Raw genomic sequence first — 21896 nt, forward strand, 5'->3', positions numbered from 1 at the left:
AAAGCAGGAATTGCGCCTGCTTTCTTTATCCAAAACAAATAAAGTTCCTAATTTGGGAATATTCGTAGCGAACTCGCTGGCGGCGTCCACGAATCCAGATAAACCCTGTTACGCTGTTTCTGCGGATCACTGTTGGGAAGAACCAGAAATCTCTGCCAAACTGACCCTGACGTCTTAACCCTAACAATCCCCAGTTTCCTAAACAAGCACACAAACGTGCACGGAGTTGAGGTGGCTGAAAGGATGAAGTGAAGAAGGGCTGAGGAATTTGGGACTGCTGGATCAATTGCTGCGGCGGCGGTCCAAAAGGTCCATCTTCTTCATCTTCTCCGTTAGGACGATCGACATATAAGGGTTCATCATAAGAGTCATGGTGATGATGGTTATAAGGATGATTGTACATGAACAATTCACCTCCTTGTCTGATCACTCTATGATATGGATATGTTGTACACTTTGATTGAGTAGCTTGTACAGCAGCCTAATTTTTAGTGAAGTGACAAGTTAGTGTGAGGAAATGAATATGAAACGAGAGATGGACAAACATGATTAAGTATCCCATTTTAAAAAATAATGCATCGATCGGCGTTACAGCTCCATCTTCAGGAGTGCCTTCCTTTTTGCACGATATGTTCAAGCAGGCTTGCGAACGAATGGAGAAGAGGGGCTATCAAATAAGGGTGGGGGAGACCGTCTGGACCCAAGCGAAGGCAAAGTCCGCACCAGCAAAAGTACGGGGCGAAGAGTTTAACCAGATGATGGCAGACGGCTCTGTAGACATCCTTATCCCTCCATGGGGCGGAGAACTGCTGATCGAGATGATTGAGTATATAGATTTTTCTGCTATTAAGAAGAAGTGGATTCTGGGATATTCGGATACGAGTGGATTAATGCTTGCGATTACGTTGAAAACAGGAATCGCGACAGCGCACGGAACGAACTTCGTAGATATAAGAGGGGAATACTCGGATAGAACGACGGCGATGTGGGAACAGGTGTTGTCGACGAAAGAGGGTGAGTCGGTACTTCAGCATTCTTCCACTTATTATCAAGAGAAATGGCAGCACGATAATCCAACACCATGTGTGTTTCATTTGACAGAAGAAACGAGCTGGAAGACAATCTCGCGTAAAAAAGAAAAAGTGCAAGGCCGGTTGATCGGAGGGTGTATTGATATCATCAGACATTTGGTCGGGACGCCGTTTGGAGATGTGAAGCACTTCAAAAAACATTACATCAGTGACGAACCGATTCTTTGGTACTTTGAAAATTGCGAGATGACCACAACAGATTTAAGGAGAACGTTGGTGCACATGAAGCTGGCTGGATGGTTCGAGGGATGTTCAGGTATTCTGTTTGGCAGAAGTGCAGCAAACGATCCGGTGGAAGATTATACAGCAGAAGACGTTTATCTGGATTTGTCGGAAGAGCTGGGAGTCCCGATTATCTATGATATTGATTGTGGTCACCAGCCGCCACAGAATACGTTTATAAATGGAGCATATGCTGAAATGGAAGTTGAAGAAGGCAAGGGGACAGTATTGCAGCATTTTAGACCTTAGTGCAGGAATTGGACCGGTTATTTTTTAAAGTCGACAGATGAATGCTGAAAACGGACAGATTTCTTTCGGAAACGGACAGATTATCACTAAAAGTGGGCAGATTATCAAAAAAAGCTGACTCTACACCAGAGTCAGCTCTCACCCTATCTTCCGATCAATCACCATTCAACATGCCGAACACGCCTTTAGCTAAACTGCCTTCGTCACTGGAGCCGCCTCGGTGCGGTGCAGCCGCGAACACACGGCTCGCCAATCGGCTGAACGGAAGGGATTGAATCCAAACGGTTCCTGGCCCTCTTAATGTTGCGAAGAATAACCCTTCGCCTCCGAATAAAGCGGTTTTTACGCCTTTTACCATCTCGATGTTGTAATTAACGCCGCTAGTCATCGCCACTAAGCATCCGGTATCCACACGCAGCACTTCTCCTGGTGCAAGTTCTTTCTTGTGTATCGTTCCGCCAGCATGAACGAAGGCCATACCATCGCCTTCAAGCTTTTGCATGATAAAACCTTCACCACCGAAGAACCCTGCTCCGATCTTGCGCTGAAACTCGATTCCGACAGAAACGCCTTTAGCTGCAGCCAGAAATGCATCCTTTTGACAGATCACTTTTCCGCCAAGCTCACTCAAATCCATCGGAATGATTTTACCCGGATAAGGAGAGGCAAAAGATACGTGTTTCTTCCCGTTATCTTCGTTCGTGAATGTTGTCATGAACAAGCTTTCACCTGTGAGTACACGCTTCCCGGCACTGAACAGTTTACCCATCAAACCGCTGCCGCCGCCGGAGGATCCGTCACCAAATATTGTTTCCATTGCGATGCCGTCTTCCATCATCATCAGGGCACCGGCTTCTGCGATCACTGTTTCTTTCGGATCAAGCTCTACCTCTACAAACTGCATGTCGTCACCGTAAATTTTATAATCGATCTCGTGGTTATTCATGTTCTTTTTCCTCCAATAGTCTATTATTCTAGCTTTAATTTATTCTTTTCACTTCAAATACAGCATTTGAAGGAGTAAGAGTCGCACCATCTTCTAAGATAGGGTCACCGTACTCCCTTGAAACCTCCACATACTGAATCACCTTGTGATCGTGCACAAAGACGAGCAGATGGATATCGTCACGGCTTTTAATGCCGCTCGGATCTTTAAACGTAAATCCCAGTTCTTCATTAATTTCAGATTGTGTCGTGTAAGGGTGGAACAGGTGGGCGGTGTCCCAGTTGAAATCTGCCACTTTGTCTAGATCAACTTTGCCGTTTTCTTTCATAGCGGAGTGTATAGACTGTTCCAGTTTTTTATTATGTAAGACACCAAAACTGCAGCTCACTAAGAGAATAAGGATTAGCAATGGGAAAAGGTTTTTGTTTTTCAAAACAGCCTCCTTCCAAGGCATTTAAGTAAATTACGGACGAAGGTTAAGATTGGTTTCAAAAAAATTTGTTAACTGCTTAATCTCTTAAACAATTTCATTTACCAAATTCTAATCATTTTGTTTATCCTAATCAAATGTTACAATATATTAGGTAGAAAATTCAAAATACTGTAATAGGAGTGAACAATATGGGTTTAACCTTGGAGAAAGATTATATCGACTTTTTCACCAATAACAGACAAGAGTTCCAAGAATCCCTATTAAATGAAGCAAAAAATGTTCGTGGGAAAATTGAAGAAATTCTGTTGATCGGGAATATTGATCTATTATCCAATGCTCATAAGCTAGTGATGTATACGATCCGAGGCAATGATAGTGAATTAGAATCATTTGCAAAAGTAGAAGGCGTATCCTGGGCTTCCCATAGCCTAACGCTAGCGTTCAAACTAGAATGGGTACAAGCTATCCGCAGAACCATATGGATGTACCTTCAAGAATTTGATAAATCAAATGGGATTGATTTAGACAGTAACAGATTTTTCAATCTCGAAAGGCAAGTTAACGACCGCATTGACAAGTTTTTAAACGAATTATTCTTGAGTTATTCAGAATACAAGGATCAGCTGATCGAATCACAGCGTGCGCTTGTTGAAAATCTCTCTGTCCCAATCATTCCGATCACTTCGACAGTGTGTGTACTGCCTTTAATCGGAAACATTGATACTTATCGTTCAGATACAATTGAAGAGAAAGTTCTTATGGAAATCAGCAGACTTCGAATTGGAACGCTGGTGATCGATCTCTCAGGTATCGCACAAATGGAAACAGAAGTAATCGAGCATATGATGAAGGTCATTGAGGGGGCGAACATGATGGGATGCGAATGTGTAATCACAGGGTTGCGTCCAGAAATTGTACGAAAAGTAACGAGCATCGGATTAACATTCGATAATAAAGCACAAACAAAAGCTACACTTCAGCAAGCATTAGAGGATTACCTTATTTCACAATAGGATTAAAAGACAGAAAAAATGCCTGGGAGAGAAGTCTTCCAGGCCTTTGCTTATTTTTTTATGAAAAAATCATATAGAACGGTATGAAGGATGAAACGATAATGGCGGTTGTCGTCATGGCGATCGCACTCATCGCACCTTCTTCTTCTCCCCATTGCAAGCATTTGCTCGCACCAAGTGCCTGTGCAGAAGCCCCCATTGCGAGCCCCCTAGCCGCTTTGCTTTTTATGTTTAACCATTCCAATACTTTAGGACCACAGATAAAAGAAAACAGGGCAGATGTTAGAACGAATAATACAGTGAGCGCCGGTACGCCTCCAAGGGTTCCAGATGCTGAAAGTGCGACAGGCAATGTAGCTGCCTTAGGCAACAGTGATGCCATAATGTCCTTTTTGATGCCGAAAAGACTGGCAAGTGAAAAAGTTGACCCAACACCTGCTGCTCCTCCAACAAAAATACCCATGCCGATCTTCTTGAAATTCTTTTTGATGAGCGGCCATTGCTTAAAAAGCGGGATCGCCAGTGAAACAATCGCAGTTTGCATGAGTATGGAGAACACTCCGCTTCCGTTTTCATACGATTGATAATCCAGGTGAAGGAATGGAAGAAATATGAACAGAAACAGAGTGACGGTATAGAGCGGGTTCAGCCAAACATTGCGGTTAAAGGCTTGAAATATCTTTAAACCGATAAGATAAGCGAACACGGTGATCCCTGTACTAATCAACATATTTTCAATCATCGTTTTAGTCTCCTTTTCAATTTTTCGTAAAGCTCTACGGAATAACCTGTAATGATGATGATACATAAACTGCTTCCGGCTATTACGACACCGAGCTTCCAGATTTTCATATGGATATGATGAAAGTAAACAAGAGCTCCGATAACTGGCGGGATGAATAGCAAAGTCATATGCTGCAGATGAACGTTTGCTGCTTTTTCTACCCATTCGATCTGGATGATACCGGTCAATAGTGATAAAAACAGTAAGAGCATCCCTACAATACTTCCGGAAAGCGGCAGTCGGAAGAAAGATACAATGGCATTTCCAAAGGCTAGAGAAGAGAAGATCAGCGTAAACTGCCAAAATACCTTGGGCATCAGAACCACCTCGCATTTATTTCCTTAAGTGTAAAGAACAGAAATGAAACCATCTACAAACTTGTCAGAAAATATACCAATGTTTTTAAATTTTCAGAAAATTAATGTCAGATAATCTCACAGTTTTGTTGATTAGATGTTTCATTAAGATAAAGTGGAAAGCAAGGGGGCTCTTTTTATTAGAGAAGGAGTGGCTGAAATGTCTTTTGAAAGTATGCCGTACAAGGATAAAAAGGTCATTTCAATAGGAATTGTGAGGGAACTTACAGGATTATCTCTTAGACAGATCCGATATTATGAAGAGCGAAAATTGATATTCCCTGACCGCAATGAGAAAGGAACGCGAAGATTTTCGTTTTCTGACATTGAAAAGCTCATTGAAATTGCGAATAAAAGGGAAGAGGGGGTACAAACACAGGAGATTAGGAAGGAGATGAAAAAAGAAACAAAGCCAATCGAAAAGAAGATGCTTAAAGAGATGCTACGCGGTCAGTTCAATGCCCATTTTAAAAACAACAAACTGATGTAAAGAAAAACTTGGCTGACGCCAAGCCTTATTCGTCAGCCTTAGTTGCACGTATACTTTATTCCTAAACTTGTTTGACTTACTTCGTTTATCCTTCTTAACGTGTAAAAAGGCAGTCGAATGACTACCTTTTTTTCGTTCCAAGCAACTTTTTCAAGATTACACGCTCTAAAAGCTTCCAAGGAAAGATCGACTTCATAAAAAGCCTTAGCTTAATCCCTTTGCCAATTGGGTACCGTAGTTTCGGTGTCTTTTTTTGTGAAGCGATCTTCGCTACTAGTCTTGCCACTTCATGCGGGTTTCCGTGACTCGCTTTGCTAGACTCAATCTCACTTAGCAGCCTCTCCATATAAAAGTGGTAGGGAGAGTCCGACTTGATAGTGGTATTGTCGATGGATGACCAGATGTTTGTCTGGTAAGACCCTGGTTCAACGAGAACAACATCAATGCCAAATGGTTTAACTTCCAGACGGAGGCTCTCGCTAAAACCTTCAAGCGCATGCTTAGATGCCGTGTAAGGAGACAATCCCGGAAAACCAAACTTTCCAGAGATGCTGCTCATGTTAATGATCCGGCCTGTCCGATTTTTCCTCATAACGGGAAGCACGGCTTGCGTTACGGAGATCACACCAAAGATGTTTGTCTCAAACTGCAAACGGTATTCTTTCACCGCAAGCTCTTCACAAAATCCGCCAAGTGCAAACCCCGCGTTGTTTACGAGCACATCTACACTAGGAAACTTTGAAACATATTCTGCAAAAGATCGGACGGATTCCTCTGAGGTCACATCGAGTGTCTGCAGCAGGATCAAGTCAGTTACCTTCTGTTCTTCCGCCAATCGAAGCAGATTTTCTGCCTTATCGATATTTCTTACCGTACTGATCACTTCAAAACCGGCCTTCGCGAGTTCCAAAGCACATAGCATGCCGAATCCGCTCGAAGTACCGGTCACAATGGCGCGTTTTCTTTTCATCGGTTTCTCCTAATCTTTCTTTTTCTATTTATAAGGATTCGATGGCCTTTTTATCCCGATAAGAATGGATGGCTGCCACGAATACCGCATAAGCTCCCACAGCTGTTACTCCATAGATGACTCCCATCACGATTCCTGTCCAAAGGCTATGAGGGTGGGCGATAAATATGGAAATCATGAGCCCTAAGCCATTCGCAATCGCAGGAATTCCGGCAGATAGGGAAGGGAGGAAAATCTTAAGAACTTCAATGAGGACGATTATGGCAGGTACAGCGATTAAAGCATCCCAAAAGTTAGTGTGGATGAATGGGAACTCCAAATAGATGCCTCCTTCATTTTTTGACCCTTTACTATACTCTATACAATTTAGATCTAATCTTTCCTACTATTATCCTACATGTCCTCAACCTTAGCGGCAATCAACTGATTCATCTTCGGAAAGGGTTTACTCATTCTTTCAATCTCCTATACGATCAACTTCATTCATCATCTTGATCTGTATCCTAATTTCCTCCAATATTACAATATGTGATTTATCATACATTTGCCCAAAAATTGTTATTCCCCTGTAACTGCATTTAAATCTCGCTGTCATCTCTACCTGTTAGTATGGGACAGGTCAGATTAAATAAAGAAAAGGGGATGGTAGTTTGAAACGAATAGCAGCAGGATTAGCAGTAGCAGGTGTTGTAGCGTTTAATCCGGCGGTAGGTCATGCCGAAATGGGAGATCAAACGCTAGAACCCGGTATGCAGCATTCAGACGTACAAGAATTACAGCAAACATTAGACCAAAAAGGATATTTTTCATATAGTAAAACCACGACTTACTATGGTGACTATACCACGGACGCCGTGAAACAGTTCCAGGAAGCAAAAGGAATCACGGTAGACGGCATCGCTGGAGATGAAACATTTAAAGCATTGGGTGTTGATGGGGAAAGCAGCGAAAACAGCGACTCCAATATCGTCGAAGTGGCAAAAAAATACGAAGGCACTCCTTATAAGTGGGGCGGAGAGTCACCAGACGGCTTTGATTGCAGCGGATACTTAAACTATGTATTTGATGAAGCAGAAAACATTGACCTTCCTCGAACAGTGGATGAAATCTACGCAGAAGGAACAGCAGTAGATTCACCTGCAGTAGGCGACATCGTGTTCTTTAATTTAGAAGGAGACGGTCCGAGCCACGCAGGCGTATACATCGGTAACGATCAGTTCATGCACGCCTCATCATCTAAAGGCGTAACAGCAGATGAACTCAATAGTTCGTACTGGAGCGACAAATATATCGGAGCGAAAAGTTACGAATAATAAGAACGATTTAAACACACGAGGTTATTATCTCGTGTGTTTTTTGTACATAGAAAAAAACAGTCCTATTAAAGAACTGTTTCTTGCAATTTTATTTTATTCGTCGGCTTCCTCACCAGAACGATTCTTTTGCTCGGGCAATGTATCCCAGAAGCTTGCATCAACAGTTTCAATGGAGTCATCCGCTATCGCACGAACTGTAGCTTCCAAAGTTACGATTGTCTGCTTGATTAAATAACCGTTACTCTTTTGGCCAAGAGCATAGTCTTCTCTATAATGGTCCGACATACCGCGCATTTCAAATAAAAGAGTAGAGATGTCGTATCGAACAGCTGCACCGTTGCGTCCGATGTTCTCACCAGATCCGCCGACATATTTACCAATGTGACCCCAGCCAGTATCTTGAATGGCATTAAAAACAACAGCGCCAAGTCGTTTTGATTTCTCCAGTACCTCAGGGTTTACGTTAGGATTTGTCGGATAAAGCATAGAACCAGAAACAAGTTCTCCTTCCGTTTCACTCAATGTTCCTTGGTGGTGCAAGTCAATCATATAATCGATTTTGTATTTCGAGAACACATTTTCATGAAGTGCACGTGCTTCTGGCTCCATGTCAGAAGTCGCTTTATCATGTTCACGGTTTAAGTCCACTTCATTGGCATTATAGCGAGTAAGGTGGCGGTCGCCGTCTGCTAAGTAATCTTCAAGCGAGAAGTTCACATCCCCCATTGCACCATCTGCATTTAACATAGGAATCACTAGTATATTGACGTTATTGAGGATATCCTTCGATTTATTTGTGCCCAGGTGTTTGATGAACTCCAAAGCTCCTTCAGTGGTGAGTTGTTCGTTTCCGTGCTGCTGTGTCAAAAAGAGAATGGTAGGGTTTTCAGGATTTGAAATGTATTTGGCCATATAGATGTCGCGTTCTTTTACGGTTTGACCGATCACTTCAAGGTCCATCGCTGGTTGCTTTGCTTCTTGAGTTTTTAAGTAATCTACCATTTCAACATAAGTATGTAGAATAGAAGTTTGGATGGATCCATTACCTGTGCCGGGACCATTTCCGACAGCGTGTGCTGGGAAAGAGACTGCAGTTAAAGCTCCAAAAGCCATTAAACCAGATAATGTAACGGATAATACTTTCTTTTGCACTTTCATTAGAATATACCTCCATATTTTGAATTTTCAAAAAGGTTCTTCTTTTAAAGTGTAACGTACTAATGGATTCATTTTAATAGAAAGGACTACCCATTTTTTCCATATTACATAGGGATATAGTTTTGTGAAAAAGCAGAGATCAGCAAGGTAATAAGTAGGATGTTTTTTTTGTTTAAAAAAGAGGAGATTGTATTATCTCCCCACGGTATGGTGCTTCAACTGCTTTTGCACCTGTTTCACATTTTGCTTCTCTCGACTGCCGCCAAACTTAAACACGAGTACACCGCCAACGATAACGATTACCCCAATCAGCTGCTGAAACGTAAAAGGAATCTTTTCTAATCCGAACCAACCGAGAGAATCCCACAATAAAGCGAACCCGAGCTGTGAGGTAAGCACGATGGCAATAGCGTAGGTCGGACCTAACAACCGCGTTCCTTGCACCAGGCAAACAACAACCCCAACTCCGATCAAACCGCTGAACCAGTGCCATGTTTTCATGTTATCCAATATAAATAGACCTGTGCCTTCAAAAACGAGTCCAAGCGTCATGGAAGCCAGGAATCCAAGTCCCAGCACCAAGGCTGTTGTTGCCCAAGTACCGGCATGTTCATTAACTTTGGTATTAAAGATATTTTGCAGACCCACAAGGACACCCGCAAGTACCGCGAAAAATAATCCTAAGAACATATAAATCGCTCCTTTCTATTCATAGATGTTATTGTGACTGGCGAGTGCACTTAATCCGTCCTTGTCCTTAACCAAAATATATCCTTTATGACGTTCAACGAGTCCGTCTTTTGAAAGCTGTTGAATGACCCGGTTCAGATGTCTGTAGGTCGTTCCGATCAGATTCGCTGCATCCATCAAATGTCCAGTGCTCAAACGGCCAGTCGTTAGAGAATTATTCTCTTCAAAGCAAACGGATAGAAGATAACTCGCAAACCGCACTTCTACCGGATAAAGCAGATTAAAGCTCAACGAACTCGATTTGATGTAAAACTTTTGCGTAATGACTTTTAGTAAAAACTGCAGAAGTGGAGTATGGTCGCTTGCGTATTTCCTCAACCAGCGGTGATGAATCCCGATCATATGAACAGACGAAACAGCCTCAACCGTGTTGATAAATTCTGTACCATGCTGTACGTACTCAATATCTCCAATGGAATCCAGCGGTTTTTTAAATGAAAGAATGAGTGTTTTGCCCTCTGGTGAAGTGGTGAAAATCTTAACCTTGCCTTTTACGAGAACATATAAACAGTCGGCAGGATCACCCTGAGAACAGATCAATTCACCATGATCGAAGCTGTATAAAGATAAATATGGCTTAACTTCCTCGTTAAAGATGTTTTCGATCTCATGTATATTCAAATAGTGTTCTAACAACCCAAGATCCTGTATCTCTTTCATTTCCGCTAATCACCCCAGACTTATCCGCACTTATTTTCAAAAATCATATCATTAAAACTTTAAAATCACCACGCCGGCAATCATCATGCCTATGCCGATGAACTGTGGAAGTCTTATCTTTTGTTTCACTACATCGAACCAGCCTTTGCCATCAATTAAGAAAGTGATAGCAAGCTGTGCGATGAGGATTACTGCGATCGTAAGGGTTACGCCGATCTCCTGTATCGCGAATATATTTCCGTAAATCACGACAGCTGCAAAGGAACCGCCAGTCAGATACAAAGGTCTTACATCTTTGAATCTTTTCCATTTTCCGTCTCGAACGAACATCAAAATCAATAATGCCATTAAGAAGCCAGTCAACTGGGTAACGGTCGCTGCCTGCCAAGCACCGATATCTTGGCTGATCCGGGAATTTGCAACACCTTGCAAGGTGATGAAGCCACCTGCCAAAAATGCAAAGATGAAACCTCTCATGTTCTCACTTCCCAACTTAAATTCTTTCCTAATTAAAGAACACATTTATATATGTTGGAAAGGACATATGTCCCAAAATGAGATAATTTAGTTCTGTTAAACAGATGATAAATATATGATGATATAGTGCTTTTGCTTTCCACTTCTGAATTTATCGTTTAAAATAAAAAGCTGCACGACAATCTCTATGAAAGAGGTAGACTTATGAAAAGAATTCAAATGCTATCAAACAAAAATAAAAATCAAGAACCGAAATCAGATGAAATCAAGAACCGTGAAAGCTGGTTAAAGATTATTATCATTGGTGCGTTCGCATTAGTGATATTTTACAAAATCGCCACGGCACCATTTGTGTTCCGTTTTTCAGACTTCATTTCTGTATTTTGTTCCTTATTTGCCATCTCGATTTCTTTGATTTACTTTAATAAAATCAATAAGCTCGAGAAGATGATTGAAGCTTATACGACGAAAGGAAAGCCTGTCAGTGTCTCTGACCCAATAGATGACATTCAAGTTGAAGAACCCGGGCAAGAGCAGCTAGACCTTTTTGAAGAAGAAGTACCAGTCGAGGAAACAGAAGAAGATCCTGAAGAGGAGGCAATCTCTGAAGAAATTTTTGAAACAAAACGCCTCAAAGAAGAAGAGCTTGCAAAAATCGAAATGGATAAAACACAGATCTACAACGAGCTATTCACCAGAGCTCAACTGAACGATGAAGAAATGAAATATTTTAACGAAAGAATCAGAGAAAAAGAAACAGAATCCTTTAACACAAAACAAGAACTGAACCAATTTAAAGAACGAATCCAAAATGTGTTCAAAAGAACTCCACAGCTGTTCCAGAAAAGAGATTCCAGAATCGAAGGGATCGTTCGAATGCTCAATCCAGTAACGCTGAAAAATGCTACGCTTGAGGAACTGAACAAACGATTAGATCAAGTCATTGATCTCATTCCGAATGAGACGCTCGATTCATTAGTACGAGACGGATACCTCGATGAACATTATCATTTAACCCGTTCAGGCTATCGTGAATTCATTCAAGTAAGTAAGACATTTCAATAAATGAATCAAACCTCCTCCTAAATATTAGAGGAGGTTTCTTAGTTTTTGGCGAAATGGGACGTATCACAATACGTTAAAGGCGGTGTTTAGAATGGATGAGTTTCAATTAATCGAGACATATAAAGACGATTTAAAGAACTATTCTCTGGAGCAGTTAAGGCATATCCCTGAGCCGGGAGTATGGTCCCTTTGTCAAATGTATGACCATTGTATCCTTGTAGCTCAAGAATACCTTGATTGTGTTGAATCCTGTGCGGCAGAAACAGAGGAAAAAGAGTGTGGAAAGACAGAATTTGGCGAGCGTTTATTTAAAAATGGAGGGTTCCCGCCGATTAAAATTAAATTACCCGATGAACTTAATGCTCCGCCTAACAATACGGAAAATAATGGACAACTCATCAACAGGCTTGATCAACTGCTAGAGAGATTGAGTGAGTGGGAAGGGAAGCTTGATGCGATCAACCCGAACTGCAAAATAGAACATGGCGGCTTTGGCTGGCTGAACGCACAGGAATGGTACGACCTGGTGGGTATGCATTTTCGTCATCACCTCAGACAGAAGAATGAGCTCGAACAAAGGCTTGTACCGCAATAAAAACAATAAAACCTCCTTCACAATTCTGGAAGGAGGTTTCGTCATTATTGAGCGAAAAGATGATTGCCGATTTTGGTTACGGACTGACGGGAGAAGATCCAGGTATTCGTTGCAAGGTCAGGATTATAATAATAAACTGAACCGTATGTAGGATCCCAGCCCAGGATAGCATCGATCACGGCACGATAAGCATAGCTGTTAGGTTTTAAATGATACTGTCCATCATGAACAGCTGTAAAAGCATTGGTTTGAAGGATGACATCTTCCACACTGTCCGGGAATGAAGGATCGTCTAAACGGTTCAAAATGACGGCTGCAACCGCAACTTTTCCTATGTATGACTCGCCTCTTGCTTCTCCATGGACCACTCTGGCCATTTTTTCAACTTCGTTAAGCATCATAATGGTGGAAGGACCCACAATTCCATCAGAAGACAGGTTGGTCTTATACTGAAAATCCATGACAGCTTTCTCTGTAATCGGACCATAATATCCTGTTACAGGACCATAGAAGAAACCCATTTCTTTTAAATCTCTCTGAAGCTCTGAAACCTCATATCCTTGACTCCCCATCTTTAAAAGACTGTGCGCCTCTGCTTTTGAAGGTACAAAAAGCACCGCTGCAGTAATTAATAAGAGGATACATTTACTTATAAAATTTTTCATTATTGGCTCCTTTCTCCACTTTTTTCTATATTTTATCAGTTAATAAAAGCAAGGACATGAAGCGGTTGTTCTATTTTTTATTATTGAAAAACTCACCAAAAAGTAGGAAGTTATGACAAATTCCTATACTATCCTACCAACTTTTCATAATTAGCGTTTCGTTTAGAAAACATAGGGTAAATTAGGAATTTATTCTTTCGGGAGATTACATATAGGGACCTGATTGGTGCAGATCTTAGAGACGCTGATCTGAGCGGAGCAGATCTCAGAGACAGTATCTTTCTCACTCAAGCACAAGTAAATGCAGCCAGAGGAAACAGCAAAACCATATACCGGCTAGATTATACATTCCAGAACATTGGCTGAAGTCTGCAAAATAACAATTTTTATATAATATGAGTAATTTGCTTCCGAAAGGATATAGTAACAATGAATAATCCTTAGGAGGCAGAATGATGGAAAATACGAGTGATTTTGTAGAAAAATTGCATGACGATCAGGAGAAAGCTGAAAAGAATAAGAAGCAGGGAAAAGGTAATCCTCACCAAAAACTGCCCAATAAGAAGCACACTACAAATAAGTGAATACACAATATGTATCAACCACAGTGGAATATCTCATTGTGGTTTTTTATTTTTCCGGAAGTTTTAGAAACAAATCGACGGATCCGGGCAGAATGCCGGATTCTTTTTGCACATTTCTTTCGCGAACTTCGGATAAAGCTTGCTTAATTGATAGAAGTAGCAAGTGATTTTATGATTCAGCCTGACGCTGCAATTTTCAAATTTCAATTGGACTTCTTTTCCAGCTGGCATGTTCATTAGAGGTTCCTTTCGAAATAATAGAGGCGTTACATGGTTCGTAACAGAATCGTAGACATTTACAATGCGTACGCTGTTTTTTACTTCTTTAAAAAATCGGCGAACGAACTCTGTGTTGCCGATCGGCAAGGTAGCAAACGTATAGAGAATAGGGTTTCGGAATTTAGTGTTTGCGGCTGCATCCAGTGTGAAAAGTGTTGCCAGACAAGCACCCAGGCTATGACCGGTCACGAGCAGTTTTTTTTCAGAAGAAATCCGTTTTAGTACGGTTAAAATGATGCCCCGGGCTGCCGAATAAATGCGAGTGATCCCACGATGTGTCTTGCCGCTGTTCTTTACGAAGGGGTACGTAATTTGGGGGATGTCCAGATAAGAGGTTACATTTTTAAGTGTTGCTGTACCGCGAAAAACGACCACAACGTGCTCGGCAGACTCTGCGATAAATCCGAAAATCTCACCTGAGACGGAAGGGATTGGAGACTTTAGGGAATATCCCTTTGGGAGTGTGAAAGTTTTGTCTTCACTCATTTGATAAGCCTGATAACACATGACGGCCAAAAACATAGCCAGATGGCCATCATAACCATAGACTTTTTTGTCTTTACTCATTAGCACCACTCCCGTCAGAATACTAGATGTAATAGTATATGAGAGAGTACAAGGGCAGGTATAGACGTGTATTCATAAATATAGCCTAAGTTACAATTTTAAAAGAGAATAAGGATTATTGTTTTTTCTATACATTTCATGAATGTACTCACCTTCTTAAGAAAAATTCTTTAAGATCAGAGGGCATTTCATAATCATAAAAAGCTTGGGGGATTAGTTTGTCCCCAAGCTTTTATCATAAGTATGTGCCTCATGAGCCATTTATTCATTTTTGAGTGAATAGATTATTCATACCCTCTATGTAATTATAATGAATTCAATACAAAGCGGGAAAATATGTTAAGGCGGTTTTAGACTTCCTTTAATGTAGCTATGTATGGCAGGTTTCGGTACATCTCTGCATAATCGATCCCATAACCAATAATGAACTTATCTGGAATAACAAATCCTGCATAATCTGCTTTTAAATCTACTTTTCGGCGCTCTGGTTTATCCAGCAAGGTACAGATCTTCATGGATTTTGGTTTATGAAGCTGGAAATGCTCTCTTAAAAAGCTGAGCGTTAAACCTGAGTCAATGATATCTTCCACAACCACGACATTTTTACCTGTTATGTTTACATCGATATCCTTTAACAGTCGGACTTTTCCAGTAGTTACAGTTTGATTGCCGTAACTTGAAGCTACTACAAAATCAACATTAACTTTTCCGTCTAGCTCGCGGATCAAATCTGACGCAAAGACAAATGCACCTTTTAAAACAATTATAAACACAAGGGGTTCATCTTGGAAATCCTGTTTAATCTGTGCACCGATTTCTTTTACTTTTTGCTTCAATTGTTCTCCGGTTATTAAAATTTCATCCAATTCGTATCCCATAATCTCACCTTCCTAGTTCGTATTGTCTCCTAATAGGGTTAATTCATTAAATATAAGACTAAAAATAATGAGAACTTGAGGATCTGTTCAATCCCCCAAACGTTTTAATGAATGATCAAACTGAGCTCTCCTCAACAGATCGTTCTCTTTCCTTGATAAGTAATAAAGAGATTCCAAAGCCAATGATTACCAGCAACAACATTACACCATAGATCACATGAACGCCAGAAGCCAAGATTTCTTGAAGCTGAACAAGTTTTTCAGTCGGCAGATTTCCGTGCTCAAAGGAAGCATTCAAATCGAGATCGTCTTGACCGGCTTTTTTTGCTTTCGAGAGGGTGATAATGTTAAAAATCGTTCCGAATACAGCAGATCCAAGCGTCTGGCTGAACGTATTCGTGAACGTGTTCGATGCTACTGCAACACCTCTTTTACTTGTGGGTACAGAGGACTGGATGATCAGCATGAAAATCGGCATCATGAGCCCCATTCCAAGTCCCAATGTGCCGGAAGCAACATAGATAAGAAACGTTGAAGAATGAGCAGTAAGGGCGAAAAATATGAACGAAGCCCCACTCACAATAGCCAATCCTGACGTAATGATCCAATTATCTCTTAAGCGCCCAACGAGATGGCCTGCAACAAGTGATCCAAGCGTCCAGCACACAGGAAGAGGCATAAGCACGAGACCAGCTTGTGTCGCCGTTTTTCCCATCACACCTTGACTCCAGATCGGCAGATAAATCGTGATACAGATCACAATAGCTCCAACGATCAACGTTAAACTATTTACGATCAATACACTGCGGTTCTTAAACAGATTAAGCGGAATAAGCGGTTCAGGTGACTTTAATTCAATCCGAACAAAAGCGATAAACGTGATAAATGCAAAGATGAAAAGTCCGATAATCATCGGGCTCGCCCATTCCTGTGTCTGGCTTCCTGTTAGAAGGGCATAAAGGAAGGCGATCGTCCCAAGTGAGAACGTAACGGCACCCTTGTAATCAATATACGGTTTTCCTTTTGTGAGATTTTCCTTATAATTCACGACGAGCATGAAGAATGCGAAAAGACCGAACGGAATGTTTAAGAAAAAGATATAGCGCCATGAGAGAGTGTCCACTAAGAAGCCTCCCATTAATGGACCTATAACGCCAGCTACACCCCAAACAGCAGAGATCCAACCTTGTGCTTTCGCTCTGTCCTTTGCCTCGGAATAGAGGTCGCCAATAATCGTCATCGTAATCGGCATAACAGCCCCGGCACCAAGACCTTGAATAGCACGATAAAAAATCAGCTGTTCCATCGACATAGCAATCCCGCAAAGCGCTGATCCGACCAAGAAGAGAACGATCCCTGACAGTATCACTTTCTTCCGTCCGAAAAGATCAGCGAGTTTCCCGTAGATCGGAGTGGATACCGCGGTAGCTAGCATGTAGACCGCATACACCCAGCTGACGAGCTCAATCCCGGAAAGATCACTCGTGATCCGGGGGACGGCTGTACTGACTATTGTGCCTTCCATCGCAGCAAGGACAGTCACGAGCAGCAACGCAGTCATAATTTGTTTTTTCATTAGAATCCTCCTTAAAACAAGGCAAAACATCTAAACACTTAATAAAACCATAAAAAAGTTCATCGCAACAAAGAAATATATTACCACTAAAGGCCTTTTAAAGCTATCACGTAACTTAGTTAGGAGCGTTCTGAGCAAAACGAGAGGAGTTCGGAGTGAAACGAAGGGGGATTGGAGCGAAACTTGAGGGATATTGGGCGAAAGGCAGAGCAGTTGGGGCGAACAGAGCAAGATGTTGAGCGAACGTGTAATAAATTTAAGAACACGTACCGTAAAATAAAAAAGAAGAAGCAGATCGCTTCTCCCTTGTCGTTATTCTTCTTCGTCTTTCCGTTTTACGCCTGTTGTATCGAAACCAGGCTTCTGTTCGAATTCATATTCAACATTTAATTCTTTTGCAAATTCGTATTCCTCGCTGTTTGAATCCGAGATTTGATTCTTTGGAACTTGCGGCAGGGAAGTGAGATTCTTATCTTTGTTTCCCTTATGATGGTGGTGTCTCATGCTACATAACTTCCTCTCATGAAAATTATCGTTCTCCTATAGGTTGTGAAGTTATCGTATTTTTTATGAAAATAGTTAAAAAGAACAGCCTGCTAAAACGAAGTGTTTTAACAGGCTGTTTTTAAACAGCTTATTCATTAGAATTACTTTAAACCGTATGCCTTGATGATTTCTTGAGAAATTTTATTCCCTTCATCATCCCAAGCTGATGCTAGGAGGGAAACAGACTTACTTTTCTTAGGGTTATTGATTTTAGCAACCCATCGATCATCTGCTGTTCGCTCAAGCTTTACAGATTTCCAGGACTCGCCTTCATTAAAGGAAACGTCCAGCGTTGCTCCTTCCAGATTACCGTATCCGGCAACACCATCCAACTTAGCAGCAGATAGCACGAGTGTAGTAGATGGAGCTGCGAGTGCATTTCCTTCCATGTCTGTATCTACTTTGTAATCAAGAGAATAGAACGGAAGCAGCGTACGGAAATCCTCCCCTTTTCCAGACCAGAATGTCCATTCTGTATGAGTGCTTACAGAAGTTGACCAGCGATTTTGATCACGTTTTGCATCCGTTACTAGGCGATATTGTTTCCTCTCTTCAGAAATACCGCTGAATACATTGAGGGCTTGGCTTTTTCCTTCTTTAATAAGCGTATCTCCCTGGTATAGCTTATGTGTCTGATTTTTCACCGATTCATCATAACCGGTACCGCCTGTAGAGCCTTTTGTTGAATCTGCCCAAGCCGGAATGTTGAACTGGAACGAGTTCCCTTGGCGGTTAGGCGTCCAATAGCCTTCACCTAAGCGTGGACGAACTACTGGGGAGAACCAGTCTTCATCCAATTTTCCGCCTTTTTCATATGTGACAGACGGCTGGCGGACTTCCCATTGGCTGTCTAGTACTTCTGCATGGTGATACCAGCGTGTATCTTTTACTGCAGAAACCCACTCTGTTCGAACAGAAGGCAGCTGCAATTTGTATAAGAACCCAACCGCTCCTCTTGTATGAGGACGCAGATCGTAACGGAACTCTCCGCCAGGCGCTTCACGGTCTGATTTATAGCGCGTATCGATCTTGACGAGTTCATCGTTGGATGGTGCATATTTTAAATCTTTTGGAATCTGATCTTGGTGAACATCCATCAGATCATAAACATATGGCGTGTTCACTTCACCTTCAACAAACAGCTTTAGGCTGCCAGAGCGTGCTGCTTTAATCACTTGATCGCCTTCGCTTTTACTGATTCCAGCTACAGCAAGAGGGATGTCTGTATAATCTGGATTTCCTGCAAAAACACTGAATTCCTTATCTTCATTATTGACGATGATCAACAGCTTCGCGCCCGCTGCATGTGCGGCAACAGATTGCTCAGAAGGTGTAACTTCACTGTTTCGATCAACAATAACTGCTTTACCTTTTGCATTTAGTCTTTCATAATCAGCCGCCGTTCCGTTTCCGGCGTATACAGTTGATAAGTTGTATTTGCCATCAAGAGGTGTGCTGCCTGCTAAAGGAATATCATCCAATACTTTCCCTTTAAAATTGATCTCAAGGTAAGGTTTGATTAAACGCCAGCGAGTTAAATATTCGAACTCTCCGTCTTCCACTTCATTCGTTGGAGCAGCATACATCTTATCGATCCATACCGGCAATAAATTGATATGGCTCATCGTTTTGCCCTCAATAGAACGGTAGTACTCCATACGCTGATAGCTTGGTTCCGTGTTCTTTGGCACTTCGACTTTAATTTCTTTTGCTTTTCGTGCATCAAGTTCTACGGTTTGCTGTCCGTCTAATATAATCTCTGGATTACCGACTAATGCGATACCGCGGTGATCTGTATTTGTATCCACTTCCATCATAGCCATTGCGGAATACGTACCAGGGCGTAAACGTAGTTCTGTTGTGCCATTTACAGCTACGATCTCAGGATCCATGTCTTTGCTAAAAAGCGCTGCATACGCAAGTGTAGGGTTTCCGTTACGGTCAGTAGCCTTAAGCGTCAGTGTATACTTCTCTTCTTCCTTCACCATACCCATTGACGTATGAGCCACTTGTTTTCCGTCAGCATCCGTCGCTGTCAGGTGGCCTTCATAACGTGCACCCAGTTCACCAAGCTTTGGATCTAAGGTTAGCGTTACGTTCTTCGTTCCATTAGCCGGAACAGTGATCTGGCTGTCAGATACGTTCAGCATCCCGTTTGGTGAAGCCTCACCATCTGCATTTTTAAAATCAGCTTGGAGGTTCAGCGATACTGCAGAATCGCTTGTGTTCGTGTACGTGACTGTTTTTTGTACAGGCTGAGCATTATCGTGTGGCCACTTGAAGAAACCGAACGATAGAGAACCCGTTGCTCGGACTGTGCTGTTTGCAGCTGCTGGGACATCCAGTCGGCCAGTACCAATATGATAAGGTGAATAATTTAACTTTTTAGACGTACTCATCAATGCTTCTTTTAGTTGAGCGCCTGTCCAGTCTGGATTCTTCTGGAGTAAAAGTGCCGCTGCTCCTGCTACGTGTGGAGTAGCCATTGATGTTCCACTCATGCTTCTATAAGAACCACTTCCTGATGAAAGACCAGAACGGGCTGCAACGATATCAACTCCCGGTGCAGATAGGTCAGGTTTCAATCCCTTATCTCCATAACGAGGTCCTTTTGATGTAAAATAAGCAATTTTGTCTGCCTTATCAACTGCACCGATCGTTAAAGCAGCATCTGCAGCACCAGGTGAACCGATGGCTCCTTCATAACCTGAATTTCCGGCAGCAATAACAAATAGCGCACCTTTTTCTTCACTCAGTCTATTTACGGCCTGAGCCATAGGATCCGTTTCGTCACTAGGCTCGCTGCTTCCCAAACTCATGCTTACAATCTTGGCGTTGTCTGAAGCCCATTCCATACCGTCGATGATCCATGAATCTAAACCGCTGCCTGCGTCATTTAACACTTTACCAACGATCAAACGCGCTTCAGGGGCAACCCCTTTATTTTTTCCTTCAGAAGCTGCACCTGTCCCTAGTACAGTTGATGCTACATGTGTACCATGTCCGTGCTTGTCATCTACTGTTTCGCCAGGTACAAAACTTTTCGATTCTTCAATTTGACCGGAAAGATCAGGGTGATTAGGATCAATTCCAGAGTCAAGTACTGCTACTTTAATTCCCTTGCCGGTAAAACCGGAATCCCATACAGTGTTGGCACCAATTTGAGGTATACTCTGTTCTAAACTCGCTTCTACACGTCCATCCAGCCAAATTTTTTCGATGCCATGGTCGAATAAAGAATTCGGCGCTTCTTTTTGTGATGGAGCATCTTCAGGTGTAATATCTTCCCAGAATGTATCCGCTTCCTTTTTAGAAGTGGAAAGAGCAGCACCATTGATGCTCTCTAACACGCGAACGGTCTTAGCCCCTTTAGGTGCAGGTTTATTCTGTTGAACAGATCTGGCTTTTGTCTCTTCATACTCCACGATAACGGGCAGTGAAGACATTTTTTTGTCATCATAGCCATTTTTGATCAGTTCCGTGACATTGAAAAGATCCTTGTCCAATTTGTCAGCTGCTACATAAGGCATAGCGGAAGTTGGAATAACATAGGTTTCATCTCCAATGGTCAGTACTTGAGCACCAGAACTATTGCGGTCGGCCGGTTCCACGTTGATGATTTGTTTTCCGCCTTCAATCGTTGTTATTTTCACGATATCCCCTGTGATCAGGGTGATGGTTTGTTCACCTGAACTTGCCGCATTTTCAATAGTCGCATCCTTTGCTGCATGATCAAACGCGGTTACGCTTGTTAATGGTGATGCCAGCATAACTGTGGATAACGTGGCTGCAAAAATGCTCTTCATATTCCATTTTTTCACGGTATATCCTCCTAGTGTATTTAGAATAGTAAATAAGGTTACATATCGAAGGTAACTATGTAGATTATAAGTTTACTAGGATCTATTCATGAAACACCCCCGAATTAAGAAATGATCTTATTCATGAAGAATAAATAAGCGGTACATTAACTGTGACAGGATTCTAGATGAGGAGTACTAATTTACAATGAATTGTATAGTGACTTGTTTGGATTGACAAAGGGGGTTTTTATGAAGGGCTAGAGACCTATTTTTATAGAAAAATAGTCTTTTATTGTTCGAAAAATCTGGAAATGTAAGACGAAGGAACCAAAATCAATGCGAAGAGTTGGGGTTTTTGATAATAAAAAATAAAATGACGCTTCCTAGAAGGAGGAAAGTGCTTATTTTGCATGAAAATGTCAG

24 protein-coding genes and 1 pseudogene are annotated in these 21896 nt (G+C 41.8%); 8 read left to right on the top strand and 17 right to left on the bottom strand.

Going from position 1 to position 21896, the window contains the following annotated elements; translation table 11 throughout:
* Positions 1-25 precede the first annotated feature (25 nt).
* Entirely contained in the window at positions 26-403 is a 378-nt protein-coding gene (locus tag M3196_RS18625) for a hypothetical protein (protein WP_251323844.1), read from the bottom strand.
* Positions 404-545: 142 nt separating this feature from the next.
* Between M3196_RS18625 and M3196_RS18630 the strand changes: the two genes are divergently transcribed.
* Positions 546-1562 (top strand): S66 family peptidase, encoded by a 1017-nt coding sequence (locus M3196_RS18630; protein ID WP_251323845.1) that lies wholly within the window; start codon positions 546-548, stop codon positions 1560-1562.
* A gap of 154 nt (positions 1563-1716) precedes the next feature.
* Here M3196_RS18630 and M3196_RS18635 read toward each other — a convergent pair whose 3' ends face one another.
* Entirely contained in the window at positions 1717-2508 is a 792-nt protein-coding gene (locus M3196_RS18635) for a TIGR00266 family protein (protein ID WP_251323846.1), read from the bottom strand.
* A gap of 34 nt (positions 2509-2542) precedes the next feature.
* The gene (locus M3196_RS18640) at positions 2543-2941 is read right to left on the bottom strand and encodes a hypothetical protein (RefSeq protein ID WP_251323847.1); all 399 of its coding nucleotides are present in this window, start codon (positions 2939-2941) and stop codon (positions 2543-2545) included.
* Between the two features lie 188 nt (positions 2942-3129).
* Here M3196_RS18640 and M3196_RS18645 point away from each other — a divergent pair, with 188 nt between their 5' ends.
* Entirely contained in the window at positions 3130-3954 is an 825-nt protein-coding gene (locus M3196_RS18645; RefSeq protein ID WP_251323848.1) for an STAS domain-containing protein, read from the top strand.
* 58 nt (positions 3955-4012) lie between these two features.
* Here M3196_RS18645 and M3196_RS18650 read toward each other — a convergent pair whose 3' ends face one another.
* Together M3196_RS18650 and M3196_RS18655 are read right to left on the bottom strand one after the other, a co-directional pair.
* On the bottom strand, positions 4013-4696 hold the full coding sequence (locus M3196_RS18650; protein ID WP_251323849.1) for an LrgB family protein: 684 nt from the start codon (positions 4694-4696) through the stop codon (positions 4013-4015).
* Positions 4693-5055 carry a CidA/LrgA family protein gene (locus M3196_RS18655; protein ID WP_251323850.1) on the bottom strand — a complete coding sequence of 121 codons (363 nt, stop codon included), beginning with the start codon at positions 5053-5055 and terminating at the stop codon, positions 4693-4695. Before M3196_RS18655 ends, M3196_RS18650 begins: the two co-directional genes overlap by 4 nt.
* 199 nt (positions 5056-5254) lie before the next feature.
* On the opposite strand from M3196_RS18655, the gene M3196_RS18660 reads away from it, so the two are divergent.
* Positions 5255-5584, top strand: a complete 330-nt coding sequence (locus M3196_RS18660; RefSeq protein WP_251323851.1) for a MerR family transcriptional regulator — start codon at positions 5255-5257, stop codon at positions 5582-5584.
* A gap of 121 nt (positions 5585-5705) precedes the next feature.
* On the opposite strand, the gene M3196_RS18665 is transcribed toward M3196_RS18660, so the two are convergent.
* Entirely contained in the window at positions 5706-6554 is an 849-nt protein-coding gene (locus tag M3196_RS18665; RefSeq protein ID WP_251323852.1) for an SDR family oxidoreductase, read from the bottom strand.
* 28 nt (positions 6555-6582) lie between these two features.
* The gene (locus M3196_RS18670) at positions 6583-6873 is read right to left on the bottom strand and encodes a hypothetical protein (RefSeq protein WP_251323853.1); all 291 of its coding nucleotides are present in this window, start codon (positions 6871-6873) and stop codon (positions 6583-6585) included.
* Between the two features lie 331 nt (positions 6874-7204).
* On the opposite strand from M3196_RS18670, the gene M3196_RS18675 reads away from it, so the two are divergent.
* Positions 7205-7867 carry a C40 family peptidase gene (locus tag M3196_RS18675; protein ID WP_251323854.1) on the top strand — a complete coding sequence of 221 codons (663 nt, stop codon included), beginning with the start codon at positions 7205-7207 and terminating at the stop codon, positions 7865-7867.
* A 96-nt stretch (positions 7868-7963) separates the two neighbouring features.
* Here the strand turns inward: M3196_RS18675 and M3196_RS18680 are convergent, their stop codons facing one another.
* The 4 genes from M3196_RS18680 to M3196_RS18695 all read right to left on the bottom strand — a co-directional run bounded on the left by M3196_RS18680 (position 7964) and on the right by M3196_RS18695 (position 10915).
* Positions 7964-9028, bottom strand: a complete 1065-nt coding sequence (locus M3196_RS18680) for a M14 family zinc carboxypeptidase (protein WP_251323855.1) — start codon at positions 9026-9028, stop codon at positions 7964-7966.
* A 192-nt stretch (positions 9029-9220) separates the two neighbouring features.
* On the bottom strand, positions 9221-9718 hold the full coding sequence (locus M3196_RS18685) for a DMT family transporter (protein ID WP_251323856.1): 498 nt from the start codon (positions 9716-9718) through the stop codon (positions 9221-9223).
* Between the two features lie 15 nt (positions 9719-9733).
* On the bottom strand, positions 9734-10438 hold the full coding sequence (locus M3196_RS18690; protein ID WP_251323857.1) for a Crp/Fnr family transcriptional regulator: 705 nt from the start codon (positions 10436-10438) through the stop codon (positions 9734-9736).
* 51 nt (positions 10439-10489) lie between these two features.
* A complete protein-coding gene (locus M3196_RS18695; RefSeq protein ID WP_251323858.1) occupies positions 10490-10915 on the bottom strand; it encodes a DMT family transporter in 426 nt (141 codons plus the stop codon).
* A 204-nt stretch (positions 10916-11119) separates the two neighbouring features.
* Between M3196_RS18695 and M3196_RS18700 the strand changes: the two genes are divergently transcribed.
* Together M3196_RS18700 and M3196_RS18705 are read left to right on the top strand one after the other, a co-directional pair.
* The gene (locus M3196_RS18700) at positions 11120-11980 is read left to right on the top strand and encodes a hypothetical protein (RefSeq protein ID WP_251323859.1); all 861 of its coding nucleotides are present in this window, start codon (positions 11120-11122) and stop codon (positions 11978-11980) included.
* A gap of 91 nt (positions 11981-12071) precedes the next feature.
* Positions 12072-12575: a DinB family protein gene (locus tag M3196_RS18705; RefSeq protein WP_251323860.1), complete on the top strand. Its 504-nt coding sequence runs from the start codon at positions 12072-12074 to the stop codon at positions 12573-12575.
* Positions 12576-12619: 44 nt separating this feature from the next.
* Here the strand turns inward: M3196_RS18705 and M3196_RS18710 are convergent, their stop codons facing one another.
* On the bottom strand, positions 12620-13240 hold the full coding sequence (locus tag M3196_RS18710; RefSeq protein WP_251323861.1) for a cell wall hydrolase: 621 nt from the start codon (positions 13238-13240) through the stop codon (positions 12620-12622).
* Positions 13241-13456: 216 nt separating this feature from the next.
* Between M3196_RS18710 and M3196_RS18715 the strand changes: the two are divergent.
* Together M3196_RS18715 and M3196_RS18720 are read left to right on the top strand one after the other, a co-directional pair.
* Positions 13457-13620, top strand: a pseudogene (locus M3196_RS18715) (pentapeptide repeat-containing protein); the annotation flags it as partial.
* Positions 13621-13695: 75 nt separating this feature from the next.
* Positions 13696-13824, top strand: coding sequence for a DUF4023 domain-containing protein (locus M3196_RS18720; protein ID WP_251323862.1), 129 nt, complete (start codon positions 13696-13698; stop codon positions 13822-13824).
* A 63-nt stretch (positions 13825-13887) separates the two neighbouring features.
* Here M3196_RS18720 and M3196_RS18725 read toward each other — a convergent pair whose 3' ends face one another.
* The 5 genes from M3196_RS18725 to M3196_RS18745 all read right to left on the bottom strand — a co-directional run bounded on the left by M3196_RS18725 (position 13888) and on the right by M3196_RS18745 (position 21491).
* Positions 13888-14670 (bottom strand): lipase family protein, encoded by a 783-nt coding sequence (locus M3196_RS18725; protein ID WP_251323863.1) that lies wholly within the window; start codon positions 14668-14670, stop codon positions 13888-13890.
* Positions 14671-15020: 350 nt separating this feature from the next.
* Positions 15021-15548, bottom strand: coding sequence for a hypoxanthine phosphoribosyltransferase (gene hpt, locus M3196_RS18730; RefSeq protein ID WP_251323864.1), 528 nt, complete (start codon positions 15546-15548; stop codon positions 15021-15023).
* 115 nt (positions 15549-15663) lie between these two features.
* Positions 15664-17124, bottom strand: coding sequence for an MDR family MFS transporter (locus M3196_RS18735; RefSeq protein ID WP_251323865.1), 1461 nt, complete (start codon positions 17122-17124; stop codon positions 15664-15666).
* Between the two features lie 312 nt (positions 17125-17436).
* Entirely contained in the window at positions 17437-17628 is a 192-nt protein-coding gene (locus M3196_RS18740; protein ID WP_251323866.1) for a YfhD family protein, read from the bottom strand.
* A 143-nt stretch (positions 17629-17771) separates the two neighbouring features.
* Positions 17772-21491, bottom strand: coding sequence for a S8 family peptidase (locus M3196_RS18745; RefSeq protein WP_338082965.1), 3720 nt, complete (start codon positions 21489-21491; stop codon positions 17772-17774).
* Between the last annotated feature and the right edge of the window lie 405 nt (positions 21492-21896).

It is taken from the genome of Fictibacillus nanhaiensis, assembly GCF_023715445.1.
Taxonomy (GTDB): Bacteria; Bacillota; Bacilli; order Bacillales; family Fictibacillaceae; genus Fictibacillus; species Fictibacillus nanhaiensis_D.

Bases quoted from the DNA above. Each gene is read 5' to 3' on its own strand.
- M3196_RS18645 (WP_251323848.1), top strand. From the start codon at position 3,130: ATGGGTTTAACCTTGGAGAAAGATTATATCGACTTTTTCACCAATAAC.
- M3196_RS18720 (WP_251323862.1), top strand. From the start codon at position 13,696: ATGGAAAATACGAGTGATTTTGTAGAAAAATTGCATGACGATCAGGAG.
- M3196_RS18740 (WP_251323866.1), bottom strand. From the start codon at position 17,628: ATGAGACACCACCATCATAAGGGAAACAAAGATAAGAATCTCACTTCC.
- M3196_RS18625 (WP_251323844.1), bottom strand. From the start codon at position 403: ATGTACAATCATCCTTATAACCATCATCACCATGACTCTTATGATGAA.
- M3196_RS18660 (WP_251323851.1), top strand. From the start codon at position 5,255: ATGTCTTTTGAAAGTATGCCGTACAAGGATAAAAAGGTCATTTCAATA.
- hpt (WP_251323864.1), bottom strand. From the start codon at position 15,548: ATGGGATACGAATTGGATGAAATTTTAATAACCGGAGAACAATTGAAG.
- M3196_RS18690 (WP_251323857.1), bottom strand. From the start codon at position 10,438: ATGAAAGAGATACAGGATCTTGGGTTGTTAGAACACTATTTGAATATA.
- M3196_RS18655 (WP_251323850.1), bottom strand. From the start codon at position 5,055: ATGCCCAAGGTATTTTGGCAGTTTACGCTGATCTTCTCTTCTCTAGCC.
- M3196_RS18680 (WP_251323855.1), bottom strand. From the start codon at position 9,028: ATGAAAGTGCAAAAGAAAGTATTATCCGTTACATTATCTGGTTTAATG.
- M3196_RS18710 (WP_251323861.1), bottom strand. From the start codon at position 13,240: ATGAAAAATTTTATAAGTAAATGTATCCTCTTATTAATTACTGCAGCG.
- M3196_RS18685 (WP_251323856.1), bottom strand. From the start codon at position 9,718: ATGTTCTTAGGATTATTTTTCGCGGTACTTGCGGGTGTCCTTGTGGGT.
- M3196_RS18695 (WP_251323858.1), bottom strand. From the start codon at position 10,915: ATGAGAGGTTTCATCTTTGCATTTTTGGCAGGTGGCTTCATCACCTTG.
- M3196_RS18650 (WP_251323849.1), bottom strand. From the start codon at position 4,696: ATGATTGAAAATATGTTGATTAGTACAGGGATCACCGTGTTCGCTTAT.
- M3196_RS18725 (WP_251323863.1), bottom strand. From the start codon at position 14,670: ATGAGTAAAGACAAAAAAGTCTATGGTTATGATGGCCATCTGGCTATG.
- M3196_RS18635 (WP_251323846.1), bottom strand. From the start codon at position 2,508: ATGAATAACCACGAGATCGATTATAAAATTTACGGTGACGACATGCAG.
- M3196_RS18705 (WP_251323860.1), top strand. From the start codon at position 12,072: ATGGATGAGTTTCAATTAATCGAGACATATAAAGACGATTTAAAGAAC.
- M3196_RS18665 (WP_251323852.1), bottom strand. From the start codon at position 6,554: ATGAAAAGAAAACGCGCCATTGTGACCGGTACTTCGAGCGGATTCGGC.
- M3196_RS18735 (WP_251323865.1), bottom strand. From the start codon at position 17,124: ATGAAAAAACAAATTATGACTGCGTTGCTGCTCGTGACTGTCCTTGCT.
- M3196_RS18630 (WP_251323845.1), top strand. From the start codon at position 546: ATGATTAAGTATCCCATTTTAAAAAATAATGCATCGATCGGCGTTACA.
- M3196_RS18700 (WP_251323859.1), top strand. From the start codon at position 11,120: ATGAAAAGAATTCAAATGCTATCAAACAAAAATAAAAATCAAGAACCG.